Consider the following 23,688-nt stretch of genomic DNA (forward strand, 5'->3'; position numbering starts at 1 on the left):
GCTCAAATCAACCCGTGGGAGCTCCCGCCACTGCCACCCGATGAATAAGAGCGGCAATTCGTCGGCCTCCGAGTCGGGCCATTTGGCCCCTAAGGCCGGCACTCAAGCACGAGGGTGACAGGCGGCGCTCCCCCATGGCAGCCTTCCCAGAACTGCGCTTGGGAGGGCGGCCGCATGAAGATCAACAAGATCACCTGCCATATCCTGCAGTCCAAGGTGGAGAAACCCTTCACCTCGGCGCGGGGCTGGGTCTACAGCACGCGCTCCTCCTGCATCGTCGAGGTGGCGACCGATGACGGGCTGACCGGCTGGGGCGAGTGCTATGGCCCGGCCGCCGTCAACAAGACCCTGATCGAGACGCAGTATGCCCCGCGCGTGATCGGCCGCGATCCCTTCGACGTGGAGGTTGTCTGGGAGGACCTCTACAACCGCATCAAGGATTACGGGGCCCAAGGCTTCTCCATCACGGCGCTCTCGGGCATCGACATCGCGCTCTGGGACCTAATGGGGCGGGCCACGGGCAAGCCGATCCACAAGCTTATCGGCGGGGCCTATCGCAACCAGGTCCAGGCCTATGCAACCGGCCTCTACTTCATCGACATGGATCGGCTGGTCGAGGATGCAGTGAAGGAAGCGCTGGAGTACAAGGAGCAGGGCTTCCGCGCCATCAAGATGAAGATCGGCCTCGGCGATCCGAAGCTGGAATTGCGGCGCGTGGCGGCGGTGCGGGAGGCGATCGGACCGGAGATCGGCCTCGCGGTGGACGCCAATCACTGCTTCTCCGTCCCGCAGGCGATCCGTCTCGGCCGCATGCTGGAGCCGCTGGATCTTCTCTGGTTCGAGGAGCCGATCAGCCCAGAGGACCATGACGGCTATGTCGAGGTCACGCGCGCGCTCGACATGGCGATCGCGGGCGGGGAGAACGATTTCACCCGCTTCGGCTTCCGCGACGTGATCGCGAAAAAGGCCATGGATATCGTCCAGCCCGATGTCTGCGCCGCCGGCGGGATTTCGGAGATGCGAAAGATCGCAACGCTGGCCTCGGCATTCGGCGTGGAATGCGTGCCGCATGCCTGGGGCAGCGCAATCGGTCTCGCCGCCACGGTGCAGTTCCTGGCGGCCCTGCCGGATCAGCCGCCGGCCTTCCGTCCCATGCCACCCATGCTGGAATTCGAGCAGACGCCGAACCCGTTGCGCGACCTGCTGGCGACTGTGCCGATCGAGCAGAAGAACGGGGTCGTCGCCGTGCCGGAGGGCCCGGGCCTCGGCATCGAGATCGACCGCGAGGTCCTGACCCGCTTCAAGGTGGCATAGAATGAAGGTGGTATTAACCGAGCCGATCGAGCCCGTGGGCATGGCAGTGCTGCGTGAGGCAGGGCTGGAGGTGACCGAAGGCCCGGGTGGCGAACAAAGCCATGACCAACTTCGTGCCCTTTGCCGCGCAGCCTCTGCTGTCATCGTGCGGCAGAAGTTGCCCGATGACCTGGCCGCTTCCTGCCCAAAGCTGTTGGTCGCCGCGCGGCATGGGGTTGGCGTGGACCTGATCCCGGTAGCCGAGTGCACGGCGCATGGTGTGCTGGTGACCAATGTGCCGGGCGCCAATGCCGATGCAGTTGCCGAATTCGTCGTCGCCCAGATGCTTGCCGCGGCACGGCGGCTGGAAACGATGCACCGGCTCCACCTCACGGAGGGCTGGAAGAGCGGCCGCGCCCTGGCCAGCAGCGCCACGGAGCTGCGTGGCCGGATCCTCGGCATCGTCGGCGTCGGCGCCATCGGAACGCGACTGGCAGAGGTCGCGCATCACGGCTTCCGCATGCGGGTCTTAGGCTTCCAGCGGAAAAGGGAGGCGCTGCCGGATTTTGTCGAGTATGCGGCGTTGCTACACCTCTTCGCAGAAAGCGACTTCATCGCCCTGGCCTGCCCCTTGACCCCGGAAACCAAGGGGCTGGCCTCGGCCGCACTGATCGGCCGCATGAAGCCGACTGCCTGGCTGATGAATGTCTCGCGCGGTGCGGTGGTCGAGGAGGAGGCGCTGGTCGAGGCGTTGTCGGCAGGCCGCATCGGCGGCGCGGCGCTGGATGTCTACGCCGTGCAGCCGCTCGCGGCGGGCCATCCGCTGCGCGATTTTCCCAATGTCATCCTCTCGCCGCATGTCGCCGGCCTCTCGCGCGAGAGTGCGGCGCGCATGAGCCAGGTCGCGGCAGAGGACGTGGTGCGGGTGCTGCGCGGCGAGCGGCCGGCCAACCTCATCAATCCGGAAGCCTGGGACGCGTACCAGACCCGCCGTCGGGAGCTTGGCCTGTGAGGATCACCCGCGTCGAGGCCAGCTGGGTTCAGGTGCCGATCCCACCGGATCGTCAGCACCTTTCCGATTTCGGCAGGCAGCCGACCTTCGACAGCGTCATCGTCCGGGTGGAGACGGAATCCGGCATCACCGGCTGGGGCGAGGCCAAGGCAGGTGTCGCCAGCACAGCGGCCTGCGCCGGGCTGGCCGCCATCATCAACCAGGATCTTGCGCCGCAGCTGATGGGCCAGGACGCGCGTGACATCTCACGGCTCTGGGATGTGCTGTACAACATGCCGCGGCAGGACTTTGCGATCGACCGCGGCCATGTCTTCCCGGCGCTCGGACGGCGGGGGCTGTCGATCAGTGCCATCGCAGGCATCGACATCGCCCTTTGGGACATTCTGGGCAAATCGCTCGGCGCACCGGTCTGGCGGCTTCTCGGTGGCCGGCGGGCGGAACGCATGCCGGCCTATGCCTCCGGTGGTTGGGCGGATGAGAACAAGATCGGCGAACAGCTCCTCGGTTACATCGACAAGGGTGGCTTCCGCGCGGTGAAGATGCGGGTCGGGTCGATGGATGGGCCGGTTGCCCGCTCCGCCGCACGGGTGCGGGCAGCGCGCCGGGCGCTCGGCCCTGAAGTCGGTCTCGCCGCCGATGCGCACGGCACCTGGACCGTGGCGGAGGCCAAGGCCTTCTGCCGTATGGTGGAGGACTGTGACCTGCTCTGGTTCGAGGAACCGGTAACAGCGGACGACAAGCAGGGCCAAGCGGAGGTGCGCCGCGCCAGCGCCGTGCCCATCAGCAGCGGCGAGAGCGAATTCACCCGGCACGACTTCCGAGAATTGGCGGAGCTGCGTGCGGCCGATGTGCTGCAGCCAGACCTCGCCATCGCTGGCGGCATCACCGAAGGCGTGCGGATCGGCGCCATCGCCAGCGCCTTCAATCTGCGCCTGGCACCGCATGTCTGGTCGGGTGCCCCGGCCTTCGCTGCCGGGCTGCATCTGGCCGCCAGCAACAGCGCGGGCTTCATCCTGGAATACTCGCTCGGCCACAACCCCATGCTGCATGACCTGATCGAGGAGCGCTTCCCCGTGCAGGACGGCATGGTGGACGTGCCTGACCGGCCAGGTCTTGGCATCACAGTGAAGGAAGATTTCCTGAACCGTTACAGGAGGCAATGATGAAGATCCGCGAGATCAAGGCCTATCCCACCTCCTTCCCGCTGCCGCAATCCGGCGGCGTGCGGCTGGGCATCGGGCAGGCCGTGAAGCGCGATTGCGTCATGGTGAAGGTGACGACCGAGAGCGGCCTAGTCGGCTGGGGTGAGAGCCATCATGGCCGGGCCCATACCGCCATCGCCAAGCTGATAGAGACCACCCTCTCCCAGCTCATCCTTGGGATGGAGGCGACCGACACCACCGGCATCTGGGCCAAGATCTATAAGTACCAGCTTGGCAGCCATGGCATGGGCGCCGGCACCGCCATGGCGATGTCAGGCATCGACATGGCCTTGTGGGACATCAGGGGCAAGGCGGTGGGCTGGCCGCTCTGGAAGCTTCTTGGTGGCGCCCGCCGCCTGGTTCCCGCCTATGCCGGCGGCATCGCCCTCGGCTACCAGCCGCCGGCCGACCTGGTCCAGGAGGCCCAGCCGCTGATCGAGAGCGGATATCGTGCCGTGAAGCTGCGCATCGGCGACACGGTGCGCGACGATACCGCGCGAATGGAGGCTGTGCGGAATGCATTTGGCGATGGGCTGGCAATCCTGACGGACGCCAACACTGGCTATTCCATTGCCGATGTGCGGCAGGTGATGCCGACGATGGATGCGCTGAACATTGGCTGGCTGGAGGAACCCTTCCCCGCGCACGATCATCATCTTTACACCCAGGCGCGCAGCTATGGCCGGACGCCGCTGGCGGCGGGAGAGAACCACTACACCCGTTTCGAATTCAGCCGAGTGCTAGAGGACAGGGTCATCACCATCTGGCAGCCAGACCTGTCGAAATGCGGCGGCATCACGGAGGCCCTGCGGATCGCGGCCATGGCTAGCGCCTTCAAGATCCCGGTCAATCCGCATTCCTCCATGACCGGTGTGAACCAAGCAGCCTCCATCCATTTCCTCGCTGCCATCGAGAATGGCGGTTACTTCGAGGCGGATGTCTCGAGAAACAACCTGTTCCGCGACGTGCTGGGCAGCGAGCCCTGGCGCATTAGCCGCGACGGGACGGTGCTGCCGCTCGATGCGCCGGGCATTGGCGTCGAAGTGGATGAGGGTTTCCTCGCCGCCCATCCGGCCATCGAGGGGCCCGGCTACGTGTAGGCCAAAGCAAGCATCAACCGGGAGGAAATGCGCCAATGAAGCGCCTGCTGATCGTCATTCTTGCCCTGTTCGCGGCCGCGCTACCGGCGCGCGCGCAGGATTTTCCCTCGAAGGACATCCGCTTCCTCTGCGGCTTCGCGCCCGGCGGGACCTGCGACCTGCTGTCCCGCATTCTGGCTGAGCACCTGTCGCCGGTCCTCGGCCAGCGCGTCGTGGTGGAAAACCGCACCGGCGCCTCGGGCAATATTGCCGCCGATGCCGTGGCGAAGTCGCCGCCGGATGGTCATACGGTACTGCTTGCCACCATGGCGCTCTATACCGTCATGCCGCAGATGCCGGGAATGCGGCTGCCTTTCGACGTGGACCATGATCTGACGCCGATCAGCAATGTCGCCAACATCTACAATGTGCTCGTTGTCAGTCCGCAGGGGCCGATCCAAAGCGCCCAGCAGTTGATCGATCTCGCCCGCGCCAATCCTGGTAAGCTAACCTATGCCAGCGCGGGGAATGGAGGCAGCCAGCATTTGGCGGCGGAGTATTTCAAGCGACTTGCCGGTGTCGATCTGCTGCACGTTGCCTATCGCGGTGGCGCCCCGGCGATCGTCGATATCGCCGCCGGGCGCACCGACATGATGTTTGGCAATCTGCCGGAATTTCTTGGCCAGATCCGCGATGGCGGCCTGCGCGCCGTCGCCTTCGGCGCCCCGAACCCGAGCCCGCTGATGCCGGACGTGCCCTTGATCAGCGCGACGGTGCCGGGCTTCACGGTGCGCAACTGGTTTGGCGTCGCCGGTCCGGGTGGTATGCCGAAGCCGGTTCTGGATCGCTGGCTCACGGCGCTGCAGCGGGTGAACGCCGACCCGGTCTTCCAGCGGCGGCTGGCCGAGAACGGTATGGAAAGCTTGATCGGCGACCCCAATAGCTTTCGCAGCACCATCCAGGAAGACCGGCGGCGCTGGGGCGAGGTGATCCGCGCCGCCAATATCCGGGCTGATTGATCGACCTTAAGATCAACAATGGGCCGAGGTTCCTGTGTCGGGCATTCAGCTGTGTTCAGGCCAATCCCGTTACTCTCACCGCCTCGGCCCCGAGTATTCGTCCAGCCAGCTGCGGCGAAACGTACCGCCACCAGTCCTTCACCTAAGGCCAAGCGGGACCCGGTTTTACGTGCCAAGCGGACATACCGTCTGGAATTAAGGGAGCGGCGGCTCTGCGCCCACATCGGTCATTCGGACAGCGCGGCTGGTCCCCAAAAGTGGATATTGCCTTCTGCTCTCTCGGTGGTTGAGTTGGGCCGGGTGCCGCGGTGGTCATGCCTGCGGACCACCGGTGGGAGGGCGGCGGGCAGCGGAACTTGCACGTCGCACAAGGTGGTTGCGAGGGTATCCTGATGAGTTTCTATGCGAATCTTGGGGTGCGCCTAACCAAGAGTAATTTGAATCTCGCAGTGCTCAGCCACATACCCTAATCGAGCTTGAGGCCCGCCTGACGAAGGGCTGGCCCCCAGTGATCATGCCCCTCGATGATGAGGCGCCGGAACGCGTCCGGGTTGGCTGGTAGCGCGACGAAGCTCAGGACTCGCAGCCGCTCCTGCACTTCGGCTTGAGTGAGAAGCGCCGAGACCTCCTCAGCACAGCCCAAGGGGTCCCTTTTGGACGCCGATCCGGGGTCCCAATTGCAAGCCGATTGACACGCGATATCCGGCTGCGTGTCCATGGCAAGGGCAAGAGCCGCGTGTTCGTGCCGATGCTTGCCGCGCTGCCCTGGTTCGACAACCTCTGGGAGTTCTGGATCAAGGCCATGGGCCGCGAACCCGGCGACGATGACCCGGTGTTCGCCACACCAACGGGCAAACGGCTGGGCTCGGTGAAGAAGAGCCTGAGCGAGCTGCTGAAAACCGCCGAGCTGCTGGCGGACCACCGCGGCGCGCGGCGCACCGCCTATTCCTTCCGGCACTTCTACATCAGCCAGCAGCTGATTGCCGGTGTGGACGTGTTCCTGTTGGCGAAGAACACCGGCACGAGCAGCGACATGATCAAGCCGTTCTACGGCCAGGTGAGGCTGGAGCGCATGGCCAAAGAGCTCAGACCGGAGTGGCGGGACCGCGGTCAAGGAGGATAGGCGCCCCAGGGCCGAACGGCTCCACCGCGCGCAGCGCCGCGAGATCGTCCGGCAGGGTTGTCGTGTCGGCACCGGCGGCGCGCATCGCGGGGCCGAGTCTACGCGGGCGCGGTCGGCGTGGGAATCAGCCGGGACGTCTGCACGCGCGTCCAGTCCAGCCCGTCGAACAGCGCAGTGAACACCACCGGCGTCAGCCGCATGGCGCCATCCGCAATGGGCAGCCAGCGGAAGAGGCTGCCCTCCAGCTCACACCCTGCTTCCTCATCGTTGTCGCCAGAGCGCCCGCCGACCGTGCCGGGAGCGCTCCCAGAACGCTGAGGAGGACGGTCGGATGCAGAGCATCAAGCGGTCGAGCGAGACGTTCAACACCTGCTCCCTCCCAAGCGCGGCGACCAGAACCTTCCAGATAAGAGTCGCCCCACTCAGATCAGGTTCTCCGCCGAGAGCTCGTTCTTGAGGTAGGCGTAATAGATCGGCGCAGCGATCACGCCGGGAATGCCGAAAATTGCTTCCATCACCAGCATCGCAAGCAGAAGCTCCCATGCTCGTGCGTTAATCTGACCGCCCATCACGCGCGCGTTCACGAAGTACTCCAGCTTGTGAATCACTACCAGGAACCCCAGCGAGCACACGGCCAGAAGGGGTGAGACGCTCAGGCTCACGACTACGATCACGGTGTTCGAGATTAGATTGCCGATGACGGGAAGAAGCCCGGTGATGAAGGTCAAAACTACCATGGTCTTGCCAAGGGGGAGCTGGATGCCCATCCAGGGCACGATGACGAGCAGATAAAGGCCCGTCAGAGCGGTATTCAGCGCTGAGATGCGAACCTGAGCGAAGACCACGCTGCGAAAGGCCGCCCCAAGCAGGCGGGCTCTCTCGGTCAGCGCATGCACCAAAGGGCCGTGCTCAATGTCGCCAGCCTGGCGGCTCACGGCGATCATCCCGCCGATGATCATACCAAAGAGAATATGGAGCAGAGCTCGCCAGACATCCTGGCCTATGGAGCGCAGCTGCCCAGCATGCTCGCGCAACCAAGCGACAGCCGCGGCCTTCAGCTCGGTCGGTTCCTCAGGGAGAGAGCTGACCACCCAAGCCGGCAGACGAGAGCGGGCGGTCTCGATCACCTCGGCCATTTTCTGGAGGAGAACGGACAGGTTCTCGGACCCGCTCGACAGGAGCGAGATGAGCCCCAGGATCGCGGCCCCGATTGCGGCAATGACAAGGATGGCGAGCAGGGCCACGATGATGATCTTGCCCGTGCGCCGATGCACAAACCGGCTTTTGTGGCTCGGCGCGAGCAAGTGCACGAGTTGGTAGACCAACAATCCAGCGAGCAGTGACGCCAGCAGATGGAACTGCAGGGCACCCAGCAGAGCGAGCCCAGTCAGGACCTGGGTTGCAAGCTCAAGCCGAAGAGAGATGGTCGCCGCCCTCCTAAACGGTATGGGCTCCTCCGGTCGTGGGTGGTGTCCAACAGGACTGAGCATGAGGTCGGCTCTGGCGCTGCAATTGGCCCAACTCTACTCTTCTTTGGCGGCCCGTAGCCCAGAAAAAGCTGCGCCAAGGGATTGCTCAAAAGAGCCTCTCTGAGCTGCTGAAGGCTGCGGGGCTGCTGACCGACCACCGCTGCGCACGGCGTACTCCCTCCGGCCTTTCTACATCAGCCAGCAAGTCATTGCCGGCTTGGACGTGTTCCTGTTGGCGAAGAACACCGGCACAAGTAGCGACCTAATCGAACACTTCTACGGCCAAGTGAAAGTTGAGCGCATGGCCAAGGAGCTCAGGCCGGAATGGCGCATCGTAGCGGAGATGAGGCTGAGGGGTAGCACTGCGGGCTGTCGCGGTGGAGCGTGGCTTGACCCGTTGGGGTCAGGTGGCAGGATCTGGCCGCAATGGGAGGGAACGACAATGCCGGAAGGTGCCGGGCCTCAGCCGGAGGCCGCTGTCACGACCGTGCACGCCACGGATGTGCTGGTGCTTGGCGCCGGCTCCGCCGGCTGCGCCATCGCCGCGCGCCTCTCGGAGCACCAAGCCACCCAGGTGGCGCTGATCGAAGCCGGTCCCGCCGCCTGGCACGACCCCTGGATCCGCATTCCTGCCGGTTTCGCCCGGCTCTACGCTTCTGGCCGCTATGACTGGCGCTTCCATACGGAGCCCGAGCCCGGCCTCGCGGACCGCAGCATCCACTGGCCGCGCGGCAAGGTGGTGGGCGGCTCCGGCGCGGTGAACGGCCTGGTATTTCTACGCGGCTCCCCCCGTGACTATGACCGCTGGGCGCAATCCGGCGCCCGCGGCTGGTCCTACGAAGAGGTGCTGCCCTTCTTCCGCCGCTTGGAAACCTGGACCGGCGAGCCTTCGCCCGAGCGTGGCACCGAGGGGCCAATCCATGCTGCCGAGGCGCGCCACACTTCGCCCGGTGCCCAGGCCTTCATTGCGGCTGCCCTCGAGATGGGCCACCAGCGGGTGCGCGACTTCAACGGTGCCTGGCACGAGGGTGTCGGCCCGATGCAGATGAATGTCCGCCGCGGCTTCCGCAGCCATTCCGGTGACATGTTCCTCCGCCCCGCCCGCCGCCGGCCAAACCTACGCATAATGCCGGAGCGCGCGGTGCAGCGCCTGCTTTTCGAGGGGAGCCGCTGCACCGGCGCGCTGGTGCGTGGTCCGATGGGGCTTGAGCGGTGGGAGGCACGACGACAGGTGGTGCTCTCCGCCGGCGCCATCGGCACGCCGCAGATCCTGATGCTCTCCGGCATCGGAGACGGCGCTCACCTGCAGGAGATGGGCATACCGGTTCTGGTGGAGTCGCGCGGCGTCGGGCGGAACCTGCAAGACCACTTCCTGCAACGCATGCGCTACCGCGTGCGGCCCTGCGCCACGGTGAACGAACTGGTCCGCGGCCCCTTCGGCAAGCTGCGCATGGCGGCGCGCTACGCTTTCGACCGGCGCGGGCCGATGAGCATCGGGGCGGCGGAGGCCAACCTCTTTGCCCGCGTGCTACCCGGCGCCGAGGAGCCGGATATGCAGTATCTCTTCGTGAACTTCACCGTGACCAACTACGACCAGGGCCCGGACCCCTGGCCCGGATTCATGTTCAGCGCCTGCCAATGCCGCCCGGATAGCCGCGGCACGGTCACCCTGCGCAGCCCTGCCCCCGACGCTAAGCCGGTGATCCGCGCCAACTATCTCGAGGCGCCGCACGACCAGCGGCTGATGGTGGAAGGCGTGAAATATGCCCGCCGACTGGCGGCCCAGGGCCCTCTGGCAGCGCTGATCGAGGAGGAGCTCACCCCGGGTCCAAAGGAGCAGACTGACGAGCAGATCCTGGAGCACATCCGTCGCGACGGCGGCACCGTGTACCACCCCTGCGGCACCGCCCGCATGGGCGAGGATGCGCTGGCCCCGGTGGACAGCCGATTGCGCGTGAAGGGTGTGGAAGGGCTGATAGTGGCAGACGCAAGCGTCATGCCCCTCGTGCCCTCCTCCAATATCCAGCCAGCGGCGCTGATGATCGGGGAGCGGGCAGCGGAGTTCCTGCGGGCTGAGATGTCGGGCGGGTGAGCCGGGGCGGCAGTGGACCTCACGAGTCCCAAGGGCCAGAGGGTCGACCCTCCCACGGTTCACCCGCCGCGTTCTCAGGCGGGGGCGGACTTCGGCGTGCCCATTGCCTCAAGGATCTCGCGCGTTCTCGTCACCCGCGAGCCCCAGACACGATCGAACTCAGCAACTAGCCCCTGGAGCTCGGGCGAACCGAGCACCGCCTGCGCTCGGGTGACATCGGAGAACTCGTAAAAGGCATAATGGACCGACGGGTCTGTCCGGCTCCAGCAGCGCCAACCCCGCATTGCTCCGAAGCCGGCCACCGCATCGGGCAGGTGCTCGGTCTCATACCAGCGGTCGAAGCGCGGCCGATCGGTGGTTTCGGTCAGTACCGCACGCACCATCAGATAACCGTTGTTAACCATGGGCACAGCTTCCCTTGCGGTTTTGGTTCGCAGCCGACCATGCGTCTCATCGGATCAGGGCCAGTGCATGATCTTATTTGGCAGGGCTCGGCACCGCGCGGCTGCCCAGGACCGATCGCGCTTGTCACGCGTCGTCCTCATCTTCCTCGTCATCATCCGGATCGGGGTATTGAACCGGTGATGGTCCCGCCTTCGCTAGCACCCTCGGGTAGCGAGTCTTAGCCACCTTCACGTCCCGTCCCATCAGCTCGACCCGGAACAGCCATCCGTCGCCGTAGTCGAACAAGAAGACCATGGCGTGGCCGATTTCTAGAAAGGCATTGGCGATAGGCGTCTTCCTGACACTCTGCGTCCCGGTCGCCTCACCCATATCGGCGAACAGCTCGTAGGCCGGGCGTCCGCGCATCACCGCCCTGCCTTTCGTATCGGGATAGAAGCCAAAGGCGTGGTCGAACTCAAAGTCGAAGGCCCGGACGATCGCCTCAGCAAGCTTGGCAAGAGATGTGGCGCTGTCGATTTCAATATCCCGGTAGATTGCGGGCTGGTCCTGGAGCACCACCCGAAAAACGTGGGTCCCAGCTGCGGCCATACGGTCCTCCCGATGCCTCAACATGCGATCAGAGCAGCTCAGCGGTTTCAAGCCAAGCGCATGAGGGGACGGATGGGAGATGGAGCTCGCCTTTGACGGCGCCTACAAGCATCCCGGCACACGGGAACGCCATTCGCGGCTTCGGTAAGCACTTCGGACTGACCTCGACCGGGCCCGCTGCTACCCGTATCACCGGGTCCGAATGCAGTGTGGCCGCGAGACGGCCTGCCACACAGGAACGGAATGATGCCACGACCAGGGCCGCTTTCACTCAACACCGCCACGGTCCGGGAGCGATGGGGGCTTGCCGAGTGCGTCGATGGCTGCGCCCGCCGTGGCATCCCCGGCATCTCCCCATGGCGGGATGCGCTGGCGGATGCGGGCGGAGCGCAGCGCGCGGCCCGGCGTATCCGTGAGGCAGGCCTGACGGTCAGCAGCCTCTGCCGCGGCGGCATGTTCACCGCTGTCGATGCGGCCAGCCGCCGCGCTGCAGTCCAGGACAACCGACGCGCCATTGCGGAGGCGCATGCTTTGAGTGCTGCTTGTCTCGTCGTGGTGTCCGGCGGCCTTCCTCCAGGCTCAAAAGACCTGGACGGCGCGCGGGAGATGGTGCGTGACGGGCTGGCCGAGGTTCTGGACGAGGCTCGTGCTGCTGGTGTCACTCTCGCGCTCGAGCCACAACACCCGGTGGCCTGCGCCGACCGCTCCGTGCTCTCCACCTTGGCTCAGGCGGTCGACCTATGCGACGAGTTGGGCACGGGCATGGGCGTGGTTCTGGATGTGTGGCAGGTCTGGTGGGATCCTGACCTTGCCCGGCAGGTCGCTCGGGCGCACGGCCGCATTGCCGCATTCCAGGCTAGCGACTGGTTGGTGCCGACGACCGACTTGGCTCCCGACCGCGGAATGCCAGGAGACGGCGTGATTAACATCCCACGCCTACGCGCCATGGCCGAGGCCGCCGGCTACAGAGGCCCAGTCGAAGTCGAGGTGCTGTCCAGACGGTGGTGGACGCGTGATCCTGGAGAGGTGCTGCAGATGGTAAAGGAGCGCCACGCAGTCGCTTGCTAACAGCTGGACTATGCAGTTGGACCCCAGCGGGTGTTACGCAGGCCCTGCGAGCGTCAAGGAGCCCGGCAAGGGCTGCGGATGCACTCGCGCTGCTTGAGATCGGGCAGATCGCCGTCAGTGGTCCGTACAGCGTTCTGGGGACTACTGGCGGCGTGCCGCTCCTTTTCGACCGCAGCCGAGCCGCCGCTTGACCGGAGAAATGTTCGCATCCGCTTCTGAGGCATAACTCCTCCGCTTGACCCTGCTCTGGTGTTCGCCACACCAACGGGCAAGCGGCTGGACTCGGTGAAGAAGAGCCTCGCCGAGCTGAAGGCTGCCGGACTGCTGACCGACCACCGCGGCACACGGCGCACAGCCTACTCCTTCCGGCACTTCTACGTCAGCCAGCAGCTGATCGCCGGCGTGTGTAGTGCGACCGGTTGTTGAGACAGCTGACTGCGCTGTTCAGGCGGCTAAGGGTAGATGGGTGGGTAGGCGCTGAGCAAGGTTGTGTTGCTCGACGCGGACCTGGTTCGGGGTGCGATAGCCGTGCCGAGCAACGAGCCAGGTGGCGTTGTAGTGGATGGCGAACTCCTGCAGCCCACGCCGCAGCTCTTCGATGGTGTCGAAGGTGTGCACCCAAAGGAAGTTCTCCTTCAGGGTACGGATAAAGCGCTCGGCGACGCCGTTGCCCTCGGGCTGGCGAACGAAGGAGGGCGAGCTCTCGATGCCGAGGAAGGCTATCTCGTCCTGGAAGTCGCCCGACATGTAGTTTGAACCGTGGTCGTGGCGCAGGGTGAGGTCCTTGGCTACGTCCTTCTCGATGCGACCAAAGTGGCACAGGACGCCCTGGCGCACCGGCTCGAGCGCCTCGTGGCGGTTGCCGGAGCGCGCGGCGTGGCTGCCGACGCACTCGCCGGAGCAGTGGTCGACGGCGACGAACACCCGGGCCCGGCCCTCCTTGACGGTCACGGTCTCGGTCATGTCGGTGCCCCACATGACATCCACGGCGGTGGTGGTGATGGTGCCGTCATGGGCGCGCTGCTCGGAGCGGCCGACCCGATGCGGCGCCAGCAGGCCGTGCTCGCGCATCAGCCGCCGGACCCGCCGGGCCGCGGTGCGGATGCCGGCATGGCGCAGCCGGGCCCAGATCTTGCGGTAGCCCTCGCCATGCAGGCGCGAGCCAGGGATCCGGGCGCGAATGTGCTCGAGCAGCTCGGCATCGGAGCAGGTCCCGACCGGGCCGCGGCGCGCCGGAACGGGCAGCGGCTCGGCGCTGGCCGCCGCGCGGTGGCGGTAGACCGTGGCACGGGAGAGGCGCCAAACCCGGGCGACCCGGGCCAGGCCGTAGACGCGGCCTGTTGCCGGAGAAATGGCCCGGCTCATCGCCTCGACCTCCTGCGGCCCAAAGGGCGGCCACCCTCCAGGGCCGCGATCTTCTGCTCCAGCAGCTCGTTGGCCATGGTGACCTCGCCGAGCTTGGCCTTGAGCCGGAGCAACTCCTCGTCGCGGCTGCTGCGCTCGCGCTCCTTCATCGCCGTCTCCGCCCCGACCAGGGCGCGGTCGCGCCACTCGCTCAGGCGGGCGACGGTGACGTTGAGTTCGCGGGCCACGGTCTCCAGCGGCTCGCCGCGGAGCAGGCGGGTAACGGCGGCCAGCTTGCGCCGGGCAGAGTTGCGGCGCTCCGGCCCGGCACCGCCCGCAGGGGCGCCGGCGTCAGCGTTCTGGGCGCACGCCGGCGCCCCTGCGGGCTTGTCGCTGTGGTTCTGATCCATCGGTCCGACCTCCGGTTGCGGTGATCTCTACCGCAGTCGGCTGTCTCATCGAACCGTGCCGCACCCCACTGATCGCCAGCGTGGACGTGTTCCTGCTGGCAAAGAACACCGGCACGAGCAGCGACATGATCGAGCGATTCTACGGACAGGTAAAGCTGGAGCGCATGGCGAAGGAGCTCCGGCCGGAGTGGCGGGTGGGGCCGTGGGACGGGAATTGATGAGCCTTGCCATTACATTAGTATGGGGTGGCGCCGGTCGCGGTCCGCTTGTCGCCGTAGTGCAATGCGTGCTCTATAAGTGGGATCTGTTGATCGGCAAATCTCCGCTTTGTCTTGGGGCACTAACCGGACCATAGTCCCGGAATGTTGGCGGAGAACGCAATCTCTGGGCCGGTCTTTGCTGCGTACCTCGAGTGCGAAACCAAGGCTTACCTGCTGCAGCAAGGCGTGCCGAGCCCATCAACCGAGACCCAGGCTTTGAGGCGTGTCCTCGAAGCTCGGTTCAAGCGATCTGCCTTAGATTCACTGCAGGCGAGCGTGCCGGAGCATGAGGTGCTCGTTGGCACACCCAGCCGCGAGATCCTCCGGGCAGGCAGATACAGCCTTATCCTGGGCCCGGACCTTCCATTCTCGCATGGCGTCGCCCGCCCTGACGCCATTGAACGGCTTCTACTGCCAGGTGGGCGGACGCGGGTCACGTATCGCCCCGTTCGGTTTTGCTGGGCCGAGAAGCCAACCATTGCAGACAGGCTCACTCTCGCCTTCGATGCACTCGCTATTATGGAGATTGCCGGGCGTCCTCCGCCGACAGGCAGGGTCATCGTTGGTACGAAATACGCCAAGCAGACGGTGTCCGTCACCAAACTGTCCACGAAGGCACGAGGTGTTCTTAAAGCCGCTGGAGTGATCCTGGCTAAGACACATGCACCCGTCCTCGCCCTCAATAAGCACTGCCCCGCCTGCGAGTACCAGGCTCGGTGCCGCAAGCTAGCTATCGAAAGTGACGATCTGAGCCTACTACCGACCATGTCGGCCAAGGCGCGGAAAAAGAAGATCAACAACGGCGTCGGCACGGTAACGCAGTTGTCCTACACGTTCCGACCACCTCGGCGAAAGCGGATCGGTTCGGGGGTTACCCTGAAGCACGACCCTGCCCTAAAGGCGCTTGCGATTCGCACCAACCGCACACACGTTATTGGCACACCGGCTCTCCCGTTGGCTGGGACTGCCGTGTACCTGGACGTTGAAGGTGTCCCGGACCGCAGCTTCTACTATTTGATCGGACTCAGGTTCCGCTCTGATGAGGTAGAGGTCCAGCGCTCTATTTGGGCGGACGACGAAGGCAGCGAAAGGGAGATGTGGCAATCGTGCTTGAGGATCCTTAAGCAGATTGGTGAACCATGCCTCATTCACTACGGCAGCTACGAGACGCATTTCCTCAAGCGGATGAGGGCGTTATTGCGGCGAGGCGGAAGACGGCACCTTTGTCGAAGAACTCCTCTCGCGTGCCGTCAATCTGGTATCCCTCACCTTCAGTCAAATCTATTTTCCCACGTACTCAAACGGGCTGAAGGAGATCGGACAGTATCTAGGCTTTCGGTGGTCCGATCCGGAGGCTTCCGGTACCAGCGCCATGGTTTGGCGCTCTGCCTGGGAGTTGTCCCGAGATCCGACACTTAAACAGCGTTTGGTAACCTACAACGAGGAAGACTGCCAAGCCACCCAGAAGCTTACCGAAAAGCTGTTTAGCATCTGTTCGGGACAACAAGGGCCAGAACCATCCGAAGACAGTGTCAACGTGCGGTCGATGGAGCGGAGCTATCCACTTCGGTTTGGGCCGCTCAATTTTGCCGTACCCGCCTTCCAGCACATCAACGAAGCTGCCTATTGGGATTACCAGCGAAGCAAGGTCTACCTGCGCCCGTCAAAGAAAGCCGGACGTGCCATTCCGGGGCGTTCGCACCCGTCCAAGCGGCCGCGGCTTTCCATCAACAAGGTGGTGCAGGCTCAAGAGGCTCGTCCGACGCTCTGTCCAAAATGTGGGTCAGGGAAGTTTTACAAGAATGGGCTTCGCAGTAGAGTTACATGTGACCTGCGGTTTTCACGCACTGGCGTGAAGCTCTGGACGGTCCAGCACAAGTTCATGCGTTATCAATGCTGGAACTGCAAACATGGCATGATGGAGTTAGCGAGAACGGGTAAGTATGGCGTGAGCCTACAGGCCTATGTGGTCTACCAACTCATCGAGCTTCGACTCTCAATTCGGGCGGTGGTCCGAAACATGAATGTGCTAGTAGGTCTTCAGCTTCCGGTCAACGCGGTGAGCAACATAAAAACCAGCCCCGCAAAGCGGTACATGCCGGTGTACCAGAGCATTCTTCAGCGCATCAGTTGCGGAGGACTCGTCCATGCAGACGAGACCCAAGTTCAAATAGATGGCGAGGTGCATTACGTTTGGGTTTTCACCAATCACACCGAAGTCGCGTACGTCCACGCTCCATCGCGTGAGGCCGGCGTCGTCCGGGACCTTTTGCACGATTTCAAAGGCGTGCTGGTGTCCGATTTCTACGCCGGATATGATGGCCTGGATTGTGCGCAGCAGAAGTGCTTAATTCACCTCCTGCGTGACATCAATGAGGATGTCCTGAAAAATCCTTTTAACGACGAAATGCGACAGGTTGCAGTCAAGTTTGCCGACCTACTCAAACCTATCATTGACACGGTTGATCAGCGCGGGCTGAAGGTTTGGTACCTCCACAAACATAAGAAGGATGTGGAGCGCTTCTACCGCTTACTTGCAAACTGCGATTACCACACTGAAGTGGCGCAGGGATGGCGCAGGCACTTCGAAAAGAACCGCTCCAAGCTGTTCACCTTCTTGAACCACGACGGAGTTCCTTGGAATAACAATAACGCGGAGCACGCGATCAAGGCGTTCGCACGTTTGCGGAATGTGATTGGCTCTTCCAGCACGGTGAAGGGTATCGGTGAATATCTTGTCCTGCTGAGCATTCACGAGACCCGCAAGCTCAAGGGAAGCGACGTTCTAAGCTTTATGCGATCGGGAGCGACCGAGTTTTAGTGTCTGGTGAAATCCGACTGGGACACGGAGATCTCGCTTGTAAACTCGTGGTGGTTATTACCCCCGGTGGACCTCCAGTCAGAGCCGTGCAAGCGGCATACAGGGCGATGGCAGCTCAACATCAGGGCTGGACGACGGTTCGGATCTAACCGCGAGACTTAGTCCTCGATGATCAGCCAGGAGGTGATAACCCAGAGAATGGGGCCTGACCTGACGACCGGTGCTGCTGGAAAGCCAAGCCTTGTGGATCTGACGGGTATTTTCACCACATCGGCCCGACTGGTAGTCTCTTAACGGTCCGGCGTTCGCGTGCTCTGGCCCTTGCCCGCGCTGTGGGAGGCGGGACCTGACCGGACAACGCAACGGTGCATCTCTCAATTCAATCGAGGCCGACATGCCGAGGAGAAGGAGTTCTGAAGGCAAGACGGTCGATGCAATGCGCCTCGACGCGCTCATCGAGGAGGCGGTTGTAGACTGCTACGACGAGACCGAGCAGGCGGTTGGTCTCTTCACCATGATCGAGGACAACCTGGAGCTGCCGTTCCAGACACGGGTCCTGGGTCTGGAGGTGACCGTCGGTGCTGTTGAGCAGAGCGATGACGGCAGCCCGGTTGCTGTGTGCCGGCACGGCCGCGAGACCCAGCGCATCTCCTTGCTGGATCTGCCGCTACCATCACCTCCGCCAAAGGGCGTTGAGTGGATCGCCGCCTACCGACGCTGGGCCAAGCACAGCTGACGGCCGGGACGCGCGCATGAGCGAGTTCCAGTACTACGAGTTCCAGGCAATCGACCGTCCCCTCGACGAGGAGGCGCAGCAGGCATTGCGGCGCATATCCACGCGGGCCCTGATTACTCCGCACAGCCTCGTTAACACGTATCAGTGGGGAGACTTCAAGGGTGACCCGCGAGAGCTGGTGACGCGGTGGTTTGACCTCTTCGTCTACTGGGCCAACTGGGGCACCCGTAGGGTGCTCATCCGCCTGCCGCAGCAGTCCGTAGACCTGGCCGCCATCCGTCTCTACCGCGTCCGCGGCATCCTCGAGTACGAGGTGTCGCGCGACCATGTCATCATTGACATCCAGCGCACGATCGAAGATCCACCTGATGAATTGCCTGAAGAGGCAGGCGCATCTGTCCCCTTCGCGGCCCTGCGCGGCGATCTGTTGCGGGGTGACGAGAGCTGTCTCTACCTTGGGTGGCTGCTCGGCGTTCAAGATGGGTTGATTTCACCCAAAACGTCCGAGCCGCCGCGGCCATTAGGCATTTCACGGCCCTCCGGCGCGCTCCATGGCTTCGCCACCTTCTTCGGCCTCGACGGCGACCTGCTGGCGGTTGCGGCGGGAGCGGACTGCGACGGAGCGGGGCCGCGCGAGCCCTCGCCCGGCGACATGAGGGCGTTCATCACGCGCTTGCCCGAGGCGGAGAAGACGGACCTGCTGTGCCGGTCGGTGCTGGGGAACAACCCTACGGTGGTCGCCGAGGTCCGCCGCCGCTGGCTGGCCGCTAGGGCGAGTGGCCAGAGGGCCGAGAAGCCGGTGCGGCGATGGACGGCCCGCGACCTCCTGGGCGAGGCCGAGGCCCATGCGAGCGAACGGCGGCGTCTGCAGGCGGAGCGGGAGGCAGCCGAGCGCGCCAAGCGAGCGGAACAGGAAAGAATCGAGCTCGAACGCCGATTGGCCGCTCTCTCCGGGCGAGAGGACAAGGCATGGAGCCAAGTCGAGGCAATTGCTGAGGGAAAGCGCTCGGCCGAGTACGATCAAGCCGCCGCAGTGCTAAAGGACCTTCACACGCTCGCCCAACGCAACGGGCGCACCGCTGAGTTTGCCTCACGTCTGGAGCGGCTGCGTGCAGGCCACCGGCGCAAATTGGGGCTGCTGGACCGCCTCCGGTCTGCGGGATTGTGACAGGAGCGTGGCCGGACAGTGCAGCCGGCAGCCTCGCACCGTCGCACCCCTGCGGAGGACCACTCCCTCGACCGTGCTAGGAGTGTGCTAGCGCACCAGATGGTCACGCCTTACGGCGCTGATGCAGAAGGACTCTCGCGGGGGCTGTGCTAGCGGTGCGCTAGGCACCCGCAACCGCGGCAGCGTGGCTGCCCCGCTTATAAGCTCTTGATCTGCTTAAGAGAAATGGTGCCCAGGGGCGGAATCGAACCACCGACACTGCGATTTTCAGTCGCATGCTCTACCAACTGAGCTACCTGGGCCCAAGCGGCCCCCGCATCGGGGGCGCGGCAGAGGGGCGGGGATGTAGCGGAAGCCCGGGCGCCTGTCCACCCGTTCAGCGGCCCTCGGTGTCATCATCCCCGCATTCGAGATCCTCCCCCGGGATGGCGTAGTCGCCCGCCAGCCAGCGGCCGAGATCGACCTGCCGGCAGCGAGCCGAGCAGAAGGGGCGGTGCGGCGCGGGCGGTTCCACGGGCTTGTTGCAGACCGGGCAGCGGCGGACGGGCGGCTTATCCGCCATGGGGGGCCTCCTCGATGGTCCAATGCGCCCACGGACGTGCGGGGTCGGGGCGGAGTTGCAGGGGCTGGCCGATCGCCTCCGCCGCCTCGGCGAGGGCGCCGGGCAGGGTGTCGAGCGCGGCCAGCACGGCGGGGGCGGCGGCCAGCGCCAGGCGACGGCCGGGGCAGGCGGCGGCCTCGCGCACGGCCTGGCGCAGGGCGGCGAGGCCGGGGGTGAGCGGGCCGGCCAGCACCTCGTGCAGCGGCGGGTGGATGCGCTGGCGGAGGATCTCGAACAGGCCGAGCGGGCCGAGGCCAAGCAGGCGGGCCAGGCGGTCGGGCGCCAGGGCGCGGGTCAGCGGCTCGGCGAGGGCGGCGCGGCGCTTGGCCGTCATCCCCGCCAGGTCGAGCAGGATGGGCCCGGCGAGCTGGCGGAGGCGGATCTGCCGCGCGGCCTCGGCCACCGCCGCCTCGTTGACGCGGCGCTGCGCTTCCGGGTCGCGCGCACCGGCGGCGCTGCCGGCATCGACATCGAGGGCGGCGAGCGCCGGCGTCGGGTGGACGAGGATGCGGCCGCCGCCGGGGAGCGGCACCTCCGGGCTGGCCAGCGCCTCGAACTCGGCCTCCAGCGCCTCGTCGAAGACCGGGCGGGGTGAGTAGGCGGCGCGGAGGCGGGCGGCGAGGGTGGCGCCGTCCGTCAGCAGCTCGGCGCCGGGATGGGCGCGGGCGAGGCGCAGCGCCGCCTGCGGCCCGCGGGCCAGCAGCAGGGGCGTGTTGCCCGGCGGAGCAGCGCCGGCGCGGGCCTGCTCGGCGGGCGTCAGGCGGGCGGTGACGCGGGCGCCCTTGCCGCCCTGCGGCGCCCGGGTGACGCGCACGGGCAGCACCAGCCCCTCCTGCACCGAGCGGGCGATGGGCTGGCGCGTGGCGCTCGCCTCCGATTCGGGGAGGAAGCCGGTCTCGCTCCCGGCCAGCAGCAGGAAGGCGCCGGCCATGGCGGGGGCCAGGGCGGTGACGCGGGCGCGGTGCAGGTCGCCGACGCCGTCCGGCCGGGCGGGGCGCTCGAACCAGGCCTCCTCCAGCCTGTCGCCGCGCAGGAGGGCCGTGCGGACCTCGCCCGGAGAAACGGAGACGAGGATGCTCAGGGACTCAGCCAGCCGATCCCCCGCAGCAATTGCGCCGTCTCGAAGAGGGGCAGGCCCACGACATTGGAATGGGAGCCGGAGAGGAAGCGGACGAAGACCTCGGCCCGGCCCTGGATGGCATAGCCGCCGGCCTTGCCCCGCCATTCCTCGCCGGCGACATAGTCCTCGACCTGCGCCTCGGTCAGGCGCTGGAAGGCGAGGATGGTGTCGACCAAGCGGGTGCGGAGCTTGCCGTCTGGCGTGCAGAGGGCGACGCCCGTATAGACATGGTGCCGACGGCCGGAAAGCAGGGTGAGGAAGCGCCGGGCCTCGTCGGCATCGGCCGGCTTACCGAGGATGCGGCGGCCGACGCCCACCACCGTATCGGCGGCCAGCACCAGCGCCCCGGGCGCCAGGGCGCCGACGGCCTCGGCCTTGGCGGCGGAGAGGCGGGCGGCGAGCAGGCGGGGCAGCTCCGCCTTCAGCGGGGATTCGTCGAGGTCGGCCGGCAGCACGCGGTCCGGCAGGACGCCGATGCGGGCCAGCAGCTCCAGCCGCCGCGGGCTGGCGGAGGCCAGCACCAGGGGCGGTTTGCCCATGCTCAAACGCGCTTACTTGAAGCGGAAGGTGATGCGGCCCTTGGTCAGGTCATAGGGCGTCATCTCGACATTCACCCGGTCCCCGGCGAGGACGCGAATGCGGTTCTTGCGCATCTTCCCGCTGGTATGGGCGAGAACCATGTGCTCGTTGTCGAGCTTCACCCGGAACATCGCATTGGGCAGCAGCTCCTGCACGGTGCCGCTGAACTCGATCATGTCCTCTTTCGACATCAGGAACCTTCATGCTGAACGGCGTGCCGGGTCCGCGCCAGGTCCGGATCGGACGGCGTCGGGCCCTGGGGCACGCACTCGGGGGTTGACTTCGTTGGGTCAAGATGATGGTCGGCCGGGGCCGGGTCAACCCAGCCGGCGCGCAACGCTGAGTCCGTGGGCCTGCAGGCCTTCCGCCTCGGCCAGCGCCACCGCGGCGGGGCCGATGGCCGCAAGGCCGGCCTCGCTCGCCTCCACCCAGGTGGTGCGCTTCAGGAAGTCGAAGACCGAGAGGCCGGAGGCGAAGCGCGCCGTCCGCCCGGTCGGCAGGACGTGGTTCGGGCCCGCGACGTAGTCACCCAGCGCCTCCGGGCACCAGCGGCCGAGGAAGGCGGCGCCCGCATGGCGGATGCCGGCGAACCAGCCGCGCGGGTCGGGCAGCATCACCTGCAGGTGCTCGGGCGCGAGGCGGTTGGTGATGGCCTGCGCCTCCGCCCAGTCGCGGACCAGGATGGTGGCGCCGTGGCGCCGCCAGCTCTCGCCGGCGATGGCGCCGCGGGGCAGCGTCTCCAGCTCCGCCTCGACGGCGGCGGCGACGGCCTCGACGAAAACGGCGTCGTCGGTGATGAGGATGGCCTGGGCGCTCTCGTCGTGCTCGGCCTGGGCCAGCAGGTCGATGGCGACGAGGCGCGGGTCGTTCGAGGCGTCGGCGACCACCACCACCTCGGAGGGGCCGGCGATGGAATCGATCCCGACCCGGCCGAAGACCTGGCGCTTGGCTGCCGCCACATAGGCATTGCCAGGACCTACGATGCGGTCGACCGCCGCGATGGAGCCGGTGCCATGGGCGAGCGCCGCCACCGCCTGCGCCCCGCCGACGCGGTAGATCTCGCTGACGCCCGCCCGCCGCGCCGCGGCCAGCACCAGCGGGTTGAGCTCCCCGCCCGGCGTCGGCACCACCATGGCGATGCGCGCGACGCCCGCGACGCGGGCCGGCAGCGCATTCATCAGCACGGAGGAGGGGTAGGCCGCCTTGCCGCCCGGCACGTAGAGACCGACCGCATCCAGCGGCGTCCAGCGCATGCCGAGCGTGAGGCCTGCCGGGTCCGGCAGCTCGAGGTCGGCCGGCCGCTGGGCGGCGTGAAAGCGCTCGATCCGCTCGGCGGCGAGGTCGAGGGCAGCGAGCAGCGCGGCCGGGATGCCGGCGGTCGCCGCCTCGATCTCGGCCGGGGTGACGCGCAGCGCCCCGGCATCGATCGGCGCCCAGCCGTCGAAGCGGGTGGTGAGCCGCAGCAGGGCGGCATCGCCCCCGACCTTCACCTCCTCGATGATGCCGGCGACGGCGTCGTCGACCTGGGCCGTGGTCTCGCGGGCCATGTCGAGCAGGGCGGCGAAGCCGGTCTCGAATTCCGGCGCGCTGGTGTCGAGGCGCATCATGCGGCGAGCGCCGCGCGGAAGCGGGCGATCCAGGCGCCGATGCGCTCCGGCATGGTCTTCAGCGCCGTGCGGTTGACGATGAGGCGGGAGGTGACATGGGCGATCACCTCCGTCTCGATCAGCCCGTTGGCCTTCAGCGTGCTGCCGGTCTGCACCAGGTCGACGATGACGCGGGCGAGGCCGAGCGAGGGCGCCAGCTCCATCGCGCCGTTCAGGTGGACCACCTCGGCCTGGATGCCGCGCGCGGCGTAGTGGCGCCCGGCGACATTGGGGTACTTGCTGGCGACCGCGATGCGCGACCAGCGGCTCGGGTCGTCCTGCCCGGCGGTTGCGGCAGGCTCGGCCACGCTGATGCGGCAGCGGCCGATGCCGAGGTCGAGCGGGGCGTAGATCTCCGGATAGTCGAATTCCATCAGCACATCGGCGCCGCAGATGCCGATCTGCGCCGCGCCATGGGCGACGAAGGTGGCGACGTCGAAGGGGCGGACGCGCACCACGTCGAGGCTCGGGTCGCTGGTCTCGAAGCGGAGGCGGCGGCTGTCCTCGTCCCGGTAGTCCGCCGCGGGCTGGATGCCGGCGCGGGCCAGCACCGGGCCGAGCTCCGCGAGGATGCGGCCCTTCGGCACGGCGAGGATGATGGGGCCGGTGCCGGCCGCCCTGGCGGTGTCGGAATCGGGAATCGGAAGATCCAT

At 66.2% G+C, this 23,688-nt stretch carries 22 protein-coding genes, 1 tRNA gene and 2 pseudogenes; 14 read left to right on the forward strand and 11 right to left on the reverse strand.

Features of this window, described 5'->3' with window-relative positions; all coding sequences use genetic code 11:
• Positions 1-174: 174 nt before the first annotated feature.
• The 6 genes from AC5JJ1_RS24375 to AC5JJ1_RS24400 all read left to right on the forward strand — a co-directional run bounded on the left by AC5JJ1_RS24375 (position 175) and on the right by AC5JJ1_RS24400 (position 6,728).
• Positions 175-1,314, forward strand: a complete 1,140-nt coding sequence (locus tag AC5JJ1_RS24375) for a mandelate racemase/muconate lactonizing enzyme family protein (protein ID WP_495787715.1) — start codon at positions 175-177, stop codon at positions 1,312-1,314.
• 1 nt (position 1,315) lies between these two features.
• Positions 1,316-2,305, forward strand: coding sequence for a hydroxyacid dehydrogenase (locus AC5JJ1_RS24380; RefSeq protein WP_495787716.1), 990 nt, complete (start codon positions 1,316-1,318; stop codon positions 2,303-2,305).
• Positions 2,306-2,337: 32 nt separating this feature from the next.
• Positions 2,338-3,468, forward strand: coding sequence for a mandelate racemase/muconate lactonizing enzyme family protein (locus AC5JJ1_RS24385; RefSeq protein WP_495787777.1), 1,131 nt, complete (start codon positions 2,338-2,340; stop codon positions 3,466-3,468).
• Entirely contained in the window at positions 3,465-4,607 is a 1,143-nt protein-coding gene (locus tag AC5JJ1_RS24390) for a mandelate racemase/muconate lactonizing enzyme family protein (RefSeq protein WP_495787717.1), read from the forward strand. The genes AC5JJ1_RS24385 and AC5JJ1_RS24390 overlap by 4 nt, the downstream gene beginning before the upstream one ends.
• Before the next feature lie 35 nt (positions 4,608-4,642).
• The gene (locus AC5JJ1_RS24395) at positions 4,643-5,605 is read left to right on the forward strand and encodes a Bug family tripartite tricarboxylate transporter substrate binding protein (protein ID WP_495787718.1); all 963 of its coding nucleotides are present in this window, start codon (positions 4,643-4,645) and stop codon (positions 5,603-5,605) included.
• Between the two features lie 688 nt (positions 5,606-6,293).
• Positions 6,294-6,728 (forward strand): site-specific integrase, encoded by a 435-nt coding sequence (locus AC5JJ1_RS24400; RefSeq protein ID WP_495787719.1) that lies wholly within the window; start codon positions 6,294-6,296, stop codon positions 6,726-6,728.
• Positions 6,729-7,150: 422 nt separating this feature from the next.
• Here the strand turns inward: AC5JJ1_RS24400 and AC5JJ1_RS24405 are convergent, their stop codons facing one another.
• The gene (locus AC5JJ1_RS24405; RefSeq protein WP_495787720.1) at positions 7,151-8,218 is read right to left on the reverse strand and encodes an AI-2E family transporter; all 1,068 of its coding nucleotides are present in this window, start codon (positions 8,216-8,218) and stop codon (positions 7,151-7,153) included.
• 466 nt (positions 8,219-8,684) lie between these two features.
• Between AC5JJ1_RS24405 and AC5JJ1_RS24410 the strand changes: the two genes are divergently transcribed.
• Positions 8,685-10,289, forward strand: a complete 1,605-nt coding sequence (locus tag AC5JJ1_RS24410) for a GMC family oxidoreductase (RefSeq protein ID WP_495787721.1) — start codon at positions 8,685-8,687, stop codon at positions 10,287-10,289.
• Positions 10,290-10,363: 74 nt separating this feature from the next.
• Here AC5JJ1_RS24410 and AC5JJ1_RS24415 read toward each other — a convergent pair whose 3' ends face one another.
• Positions 10,364-10,693: a hypothetical protein gene (locus AC5JJ1_RS24415; RefSeq protein WP_495787722.1), complete on the reverse strand. Its 330-nt coding sequence runs from the start codon at positions 10,691-10,693 to the stop codon at positions 10,364-10,366.
• 124 nt (positions 10,694-10,817) lie between these two features.
• On the reverse strand, positions 10,818-11,252 hold the full coding sequence (locus AC5JJ1_RS24420) for an IS1096 element passenger TnpR family protein (RefSeq protein ID WP_495787723.1): 435 nt from the start codon (positions 11,250-11,252) through the stop codon (positions 10,818-10,820).
• Positions 11,253-11,528: 276 nt separating this feature from the next.
• Between AC5JJ1_RS24420 and AC5JJ1_RS24425 the strand changes: the two genes are divergently transcribed.
• Positions 11,529-12,350, forward strand: coding sequence for a sugar phosphate isomerase/epimerase family protein (locus AC5JJ1_RS24425; protein ID WP_495787778.1), 822 nt, complete (start codon positions 11,529-11,531; stop codon positions 12,348-12,350).
• 249 nt (positions 12,351-12,599) lie between these two features.
• Positions 12,600-12,776, forward strand: coding sequence for a hypothetical protein (locus AC5JJ1_RS24430; RefSeq protein WP_495787724.1), 177 nt, complete (start codon positions 12,600-12,602; stop codon positions 12,774-12,776).
• 18 nt (positions 12,777-12,794) lie between these two features.
• Here AC5JJ1_RS24430 and AC5JJ1_RS24435 read toward each other — a convergent pair.
• Positions 12,795-14,104 (reverse strand): annotated as a pseudogene (locus AC5JJ1_RS24435) (IS3 family transposase).
• Positions 14,105-14,184: 80 nt separating this feature from the next.
• On the opposite strand from AC5JJ1_RS24435, the gene AC5JJ1_RS24440 reads away from it, so the two are divergent.
• The 5 genes and pseudogenes from AC5JJ1_RS24440 (at position 14,185) to AC5JJ1_RS24460 (ending at position 19,089) form a co-directional block, all read left to right on the forward strand.
• Positions 14,185-14,322 (forward strand): hypothetical protein, encoded by a 138-nt coding sequence (locus AC5JJ1_RS24440; RefSeq protein ID WP_495787725.1) that lies wholly within the window; start codon positions 14,185-14,187, stop codon positions 14,320-14,322.
• Positions 14,323-14,466: 144 nt separating this feature from the next.
• Positions 14,467-15,546, forward strand: a pseudogene (locus AC5JJ1_RS24445) (hypothetical protein); the annotation flags it as partial.
• A 73-nt stretch (positions 15,547-15,619) separates the two neighbouring features.
• A complete protein-coding gene (locus tag AC5JJ1_RS24450) occupies positions 15,620-17,185 on the forward strand; it encodes an IS66 family transposase (RefSeq protein ID WP_495787779.1) in 1,566 nt (521 codons plus the stop codon).
• 436 nt (positions 17,186-17,621) lie between these two features.
• Positions 17,622-17,921: a calcium-binding protein gene (locus AC5JJ1_RS24455; protein ID WP_495787726.1), complete on the forward strand. Its 300-nt coding sequence runs from the start codon at positions 17,622-17,624 to the stop codon at positions 17,919-17,921.
• A 16-nt stretch (positions 17,922-17,937) separates the two neighbouring features.
• Complete coding sequence (locus AC5JJ1_RS24460; RefSeq protein ID WP_495787727.1) at positions 17,938-19,089, forward strand: hypothetical protein; 1,152 nt, start codon at positions 17,938-17,940, stop codon at positions 19,087-19,089.
• 226 nt (positions 19,090-19,315) lie between these two features.
• Here AC5JJ1_RS24460 and AC5JJ1_RS24465 read toward each other — a convergent pair.
• From AC5JJ1_RS24465 to hisG, 7 genes are all read right to left on the reverse strand, one after another.
• Positions 19,316-19,391 (reverse strand) — tRNA-Phe (locus AC5JJ1_RS24465).
• Between the two features lie 74 nt (positions 19,392-19,465).
• Entirely contained in the window at positions 19,466-19,651 is a 186-nt protein-coding gene (locus AC5JJ1_RS24470) for a DNA gyrase inhibitor YacG (protein ID WP_495787728.1), read from the reverse strand.
• Positions 19,641-20,621 (reverse strand): ribonuclease E/G, encoded by a 981-nt coding sequence (locus AC5JJ1_RS24475; RefSeq protein ID WP_495787729.1) that lies wholly within the window; start codon positions 20,619-20,621, stop codon positions 19,641-19,643. The genes AC5JJ1_RS24470 and AC5JJ1_RS24475 overlap by 11 nt, the downstream gene beginning before the upstream one ends.
• A 146-nt stretch (positions 20,622-20,767) precedes the next feature.
• Entirely contained in the window at positions 20,768-21,349 is a 582-nt protein-coding gene (locus AC5JJ1_RS24480) for a Maf family protein (RefSeq protein ID WP_495787730.1), read from the reverse strand.
• Positions 21,350-21,361: 12 nt separating this feature from the next.
• Entirely contained in the window at positions 21,362-21,580 is a 219-nt protein-coding gene (gene infA, locus AC5JJ1_RS24485) for a translation initiation factor IF-1 (RefSeq protein ID WP_043336856.1), read from the reverse strand.
• A 126-nt stretch (positions 21,581-21,706) separates the two neighbouring features.
• Complete coding sequence (hisD, locus tag AC5JJ1_RS24490; RefSeq protein WP_495787731.1) at positions 21,707-22,996, reverse strand: histidinol dehydrogenase; 1,290 nt, start codon at positions 22,994-22,996, stop codon at positions 21,707-21,709.
• Positions 22,993-23,688, reverse strand: a complete 696-nt coding sequence (gene hisG / locus AC5JJ1_RS24495; RefSeq protein ID WP_495787732.1) for an ATP phosphoribosyltransferase — start codon at positions 23,686-23,688, stop codon at positions 22,993-22,995. Before hisG ends, hisD begins: the two co-directional genes overlap by 4 nt.

The organism is Belnapia sp., assembly GCF_059504005.1.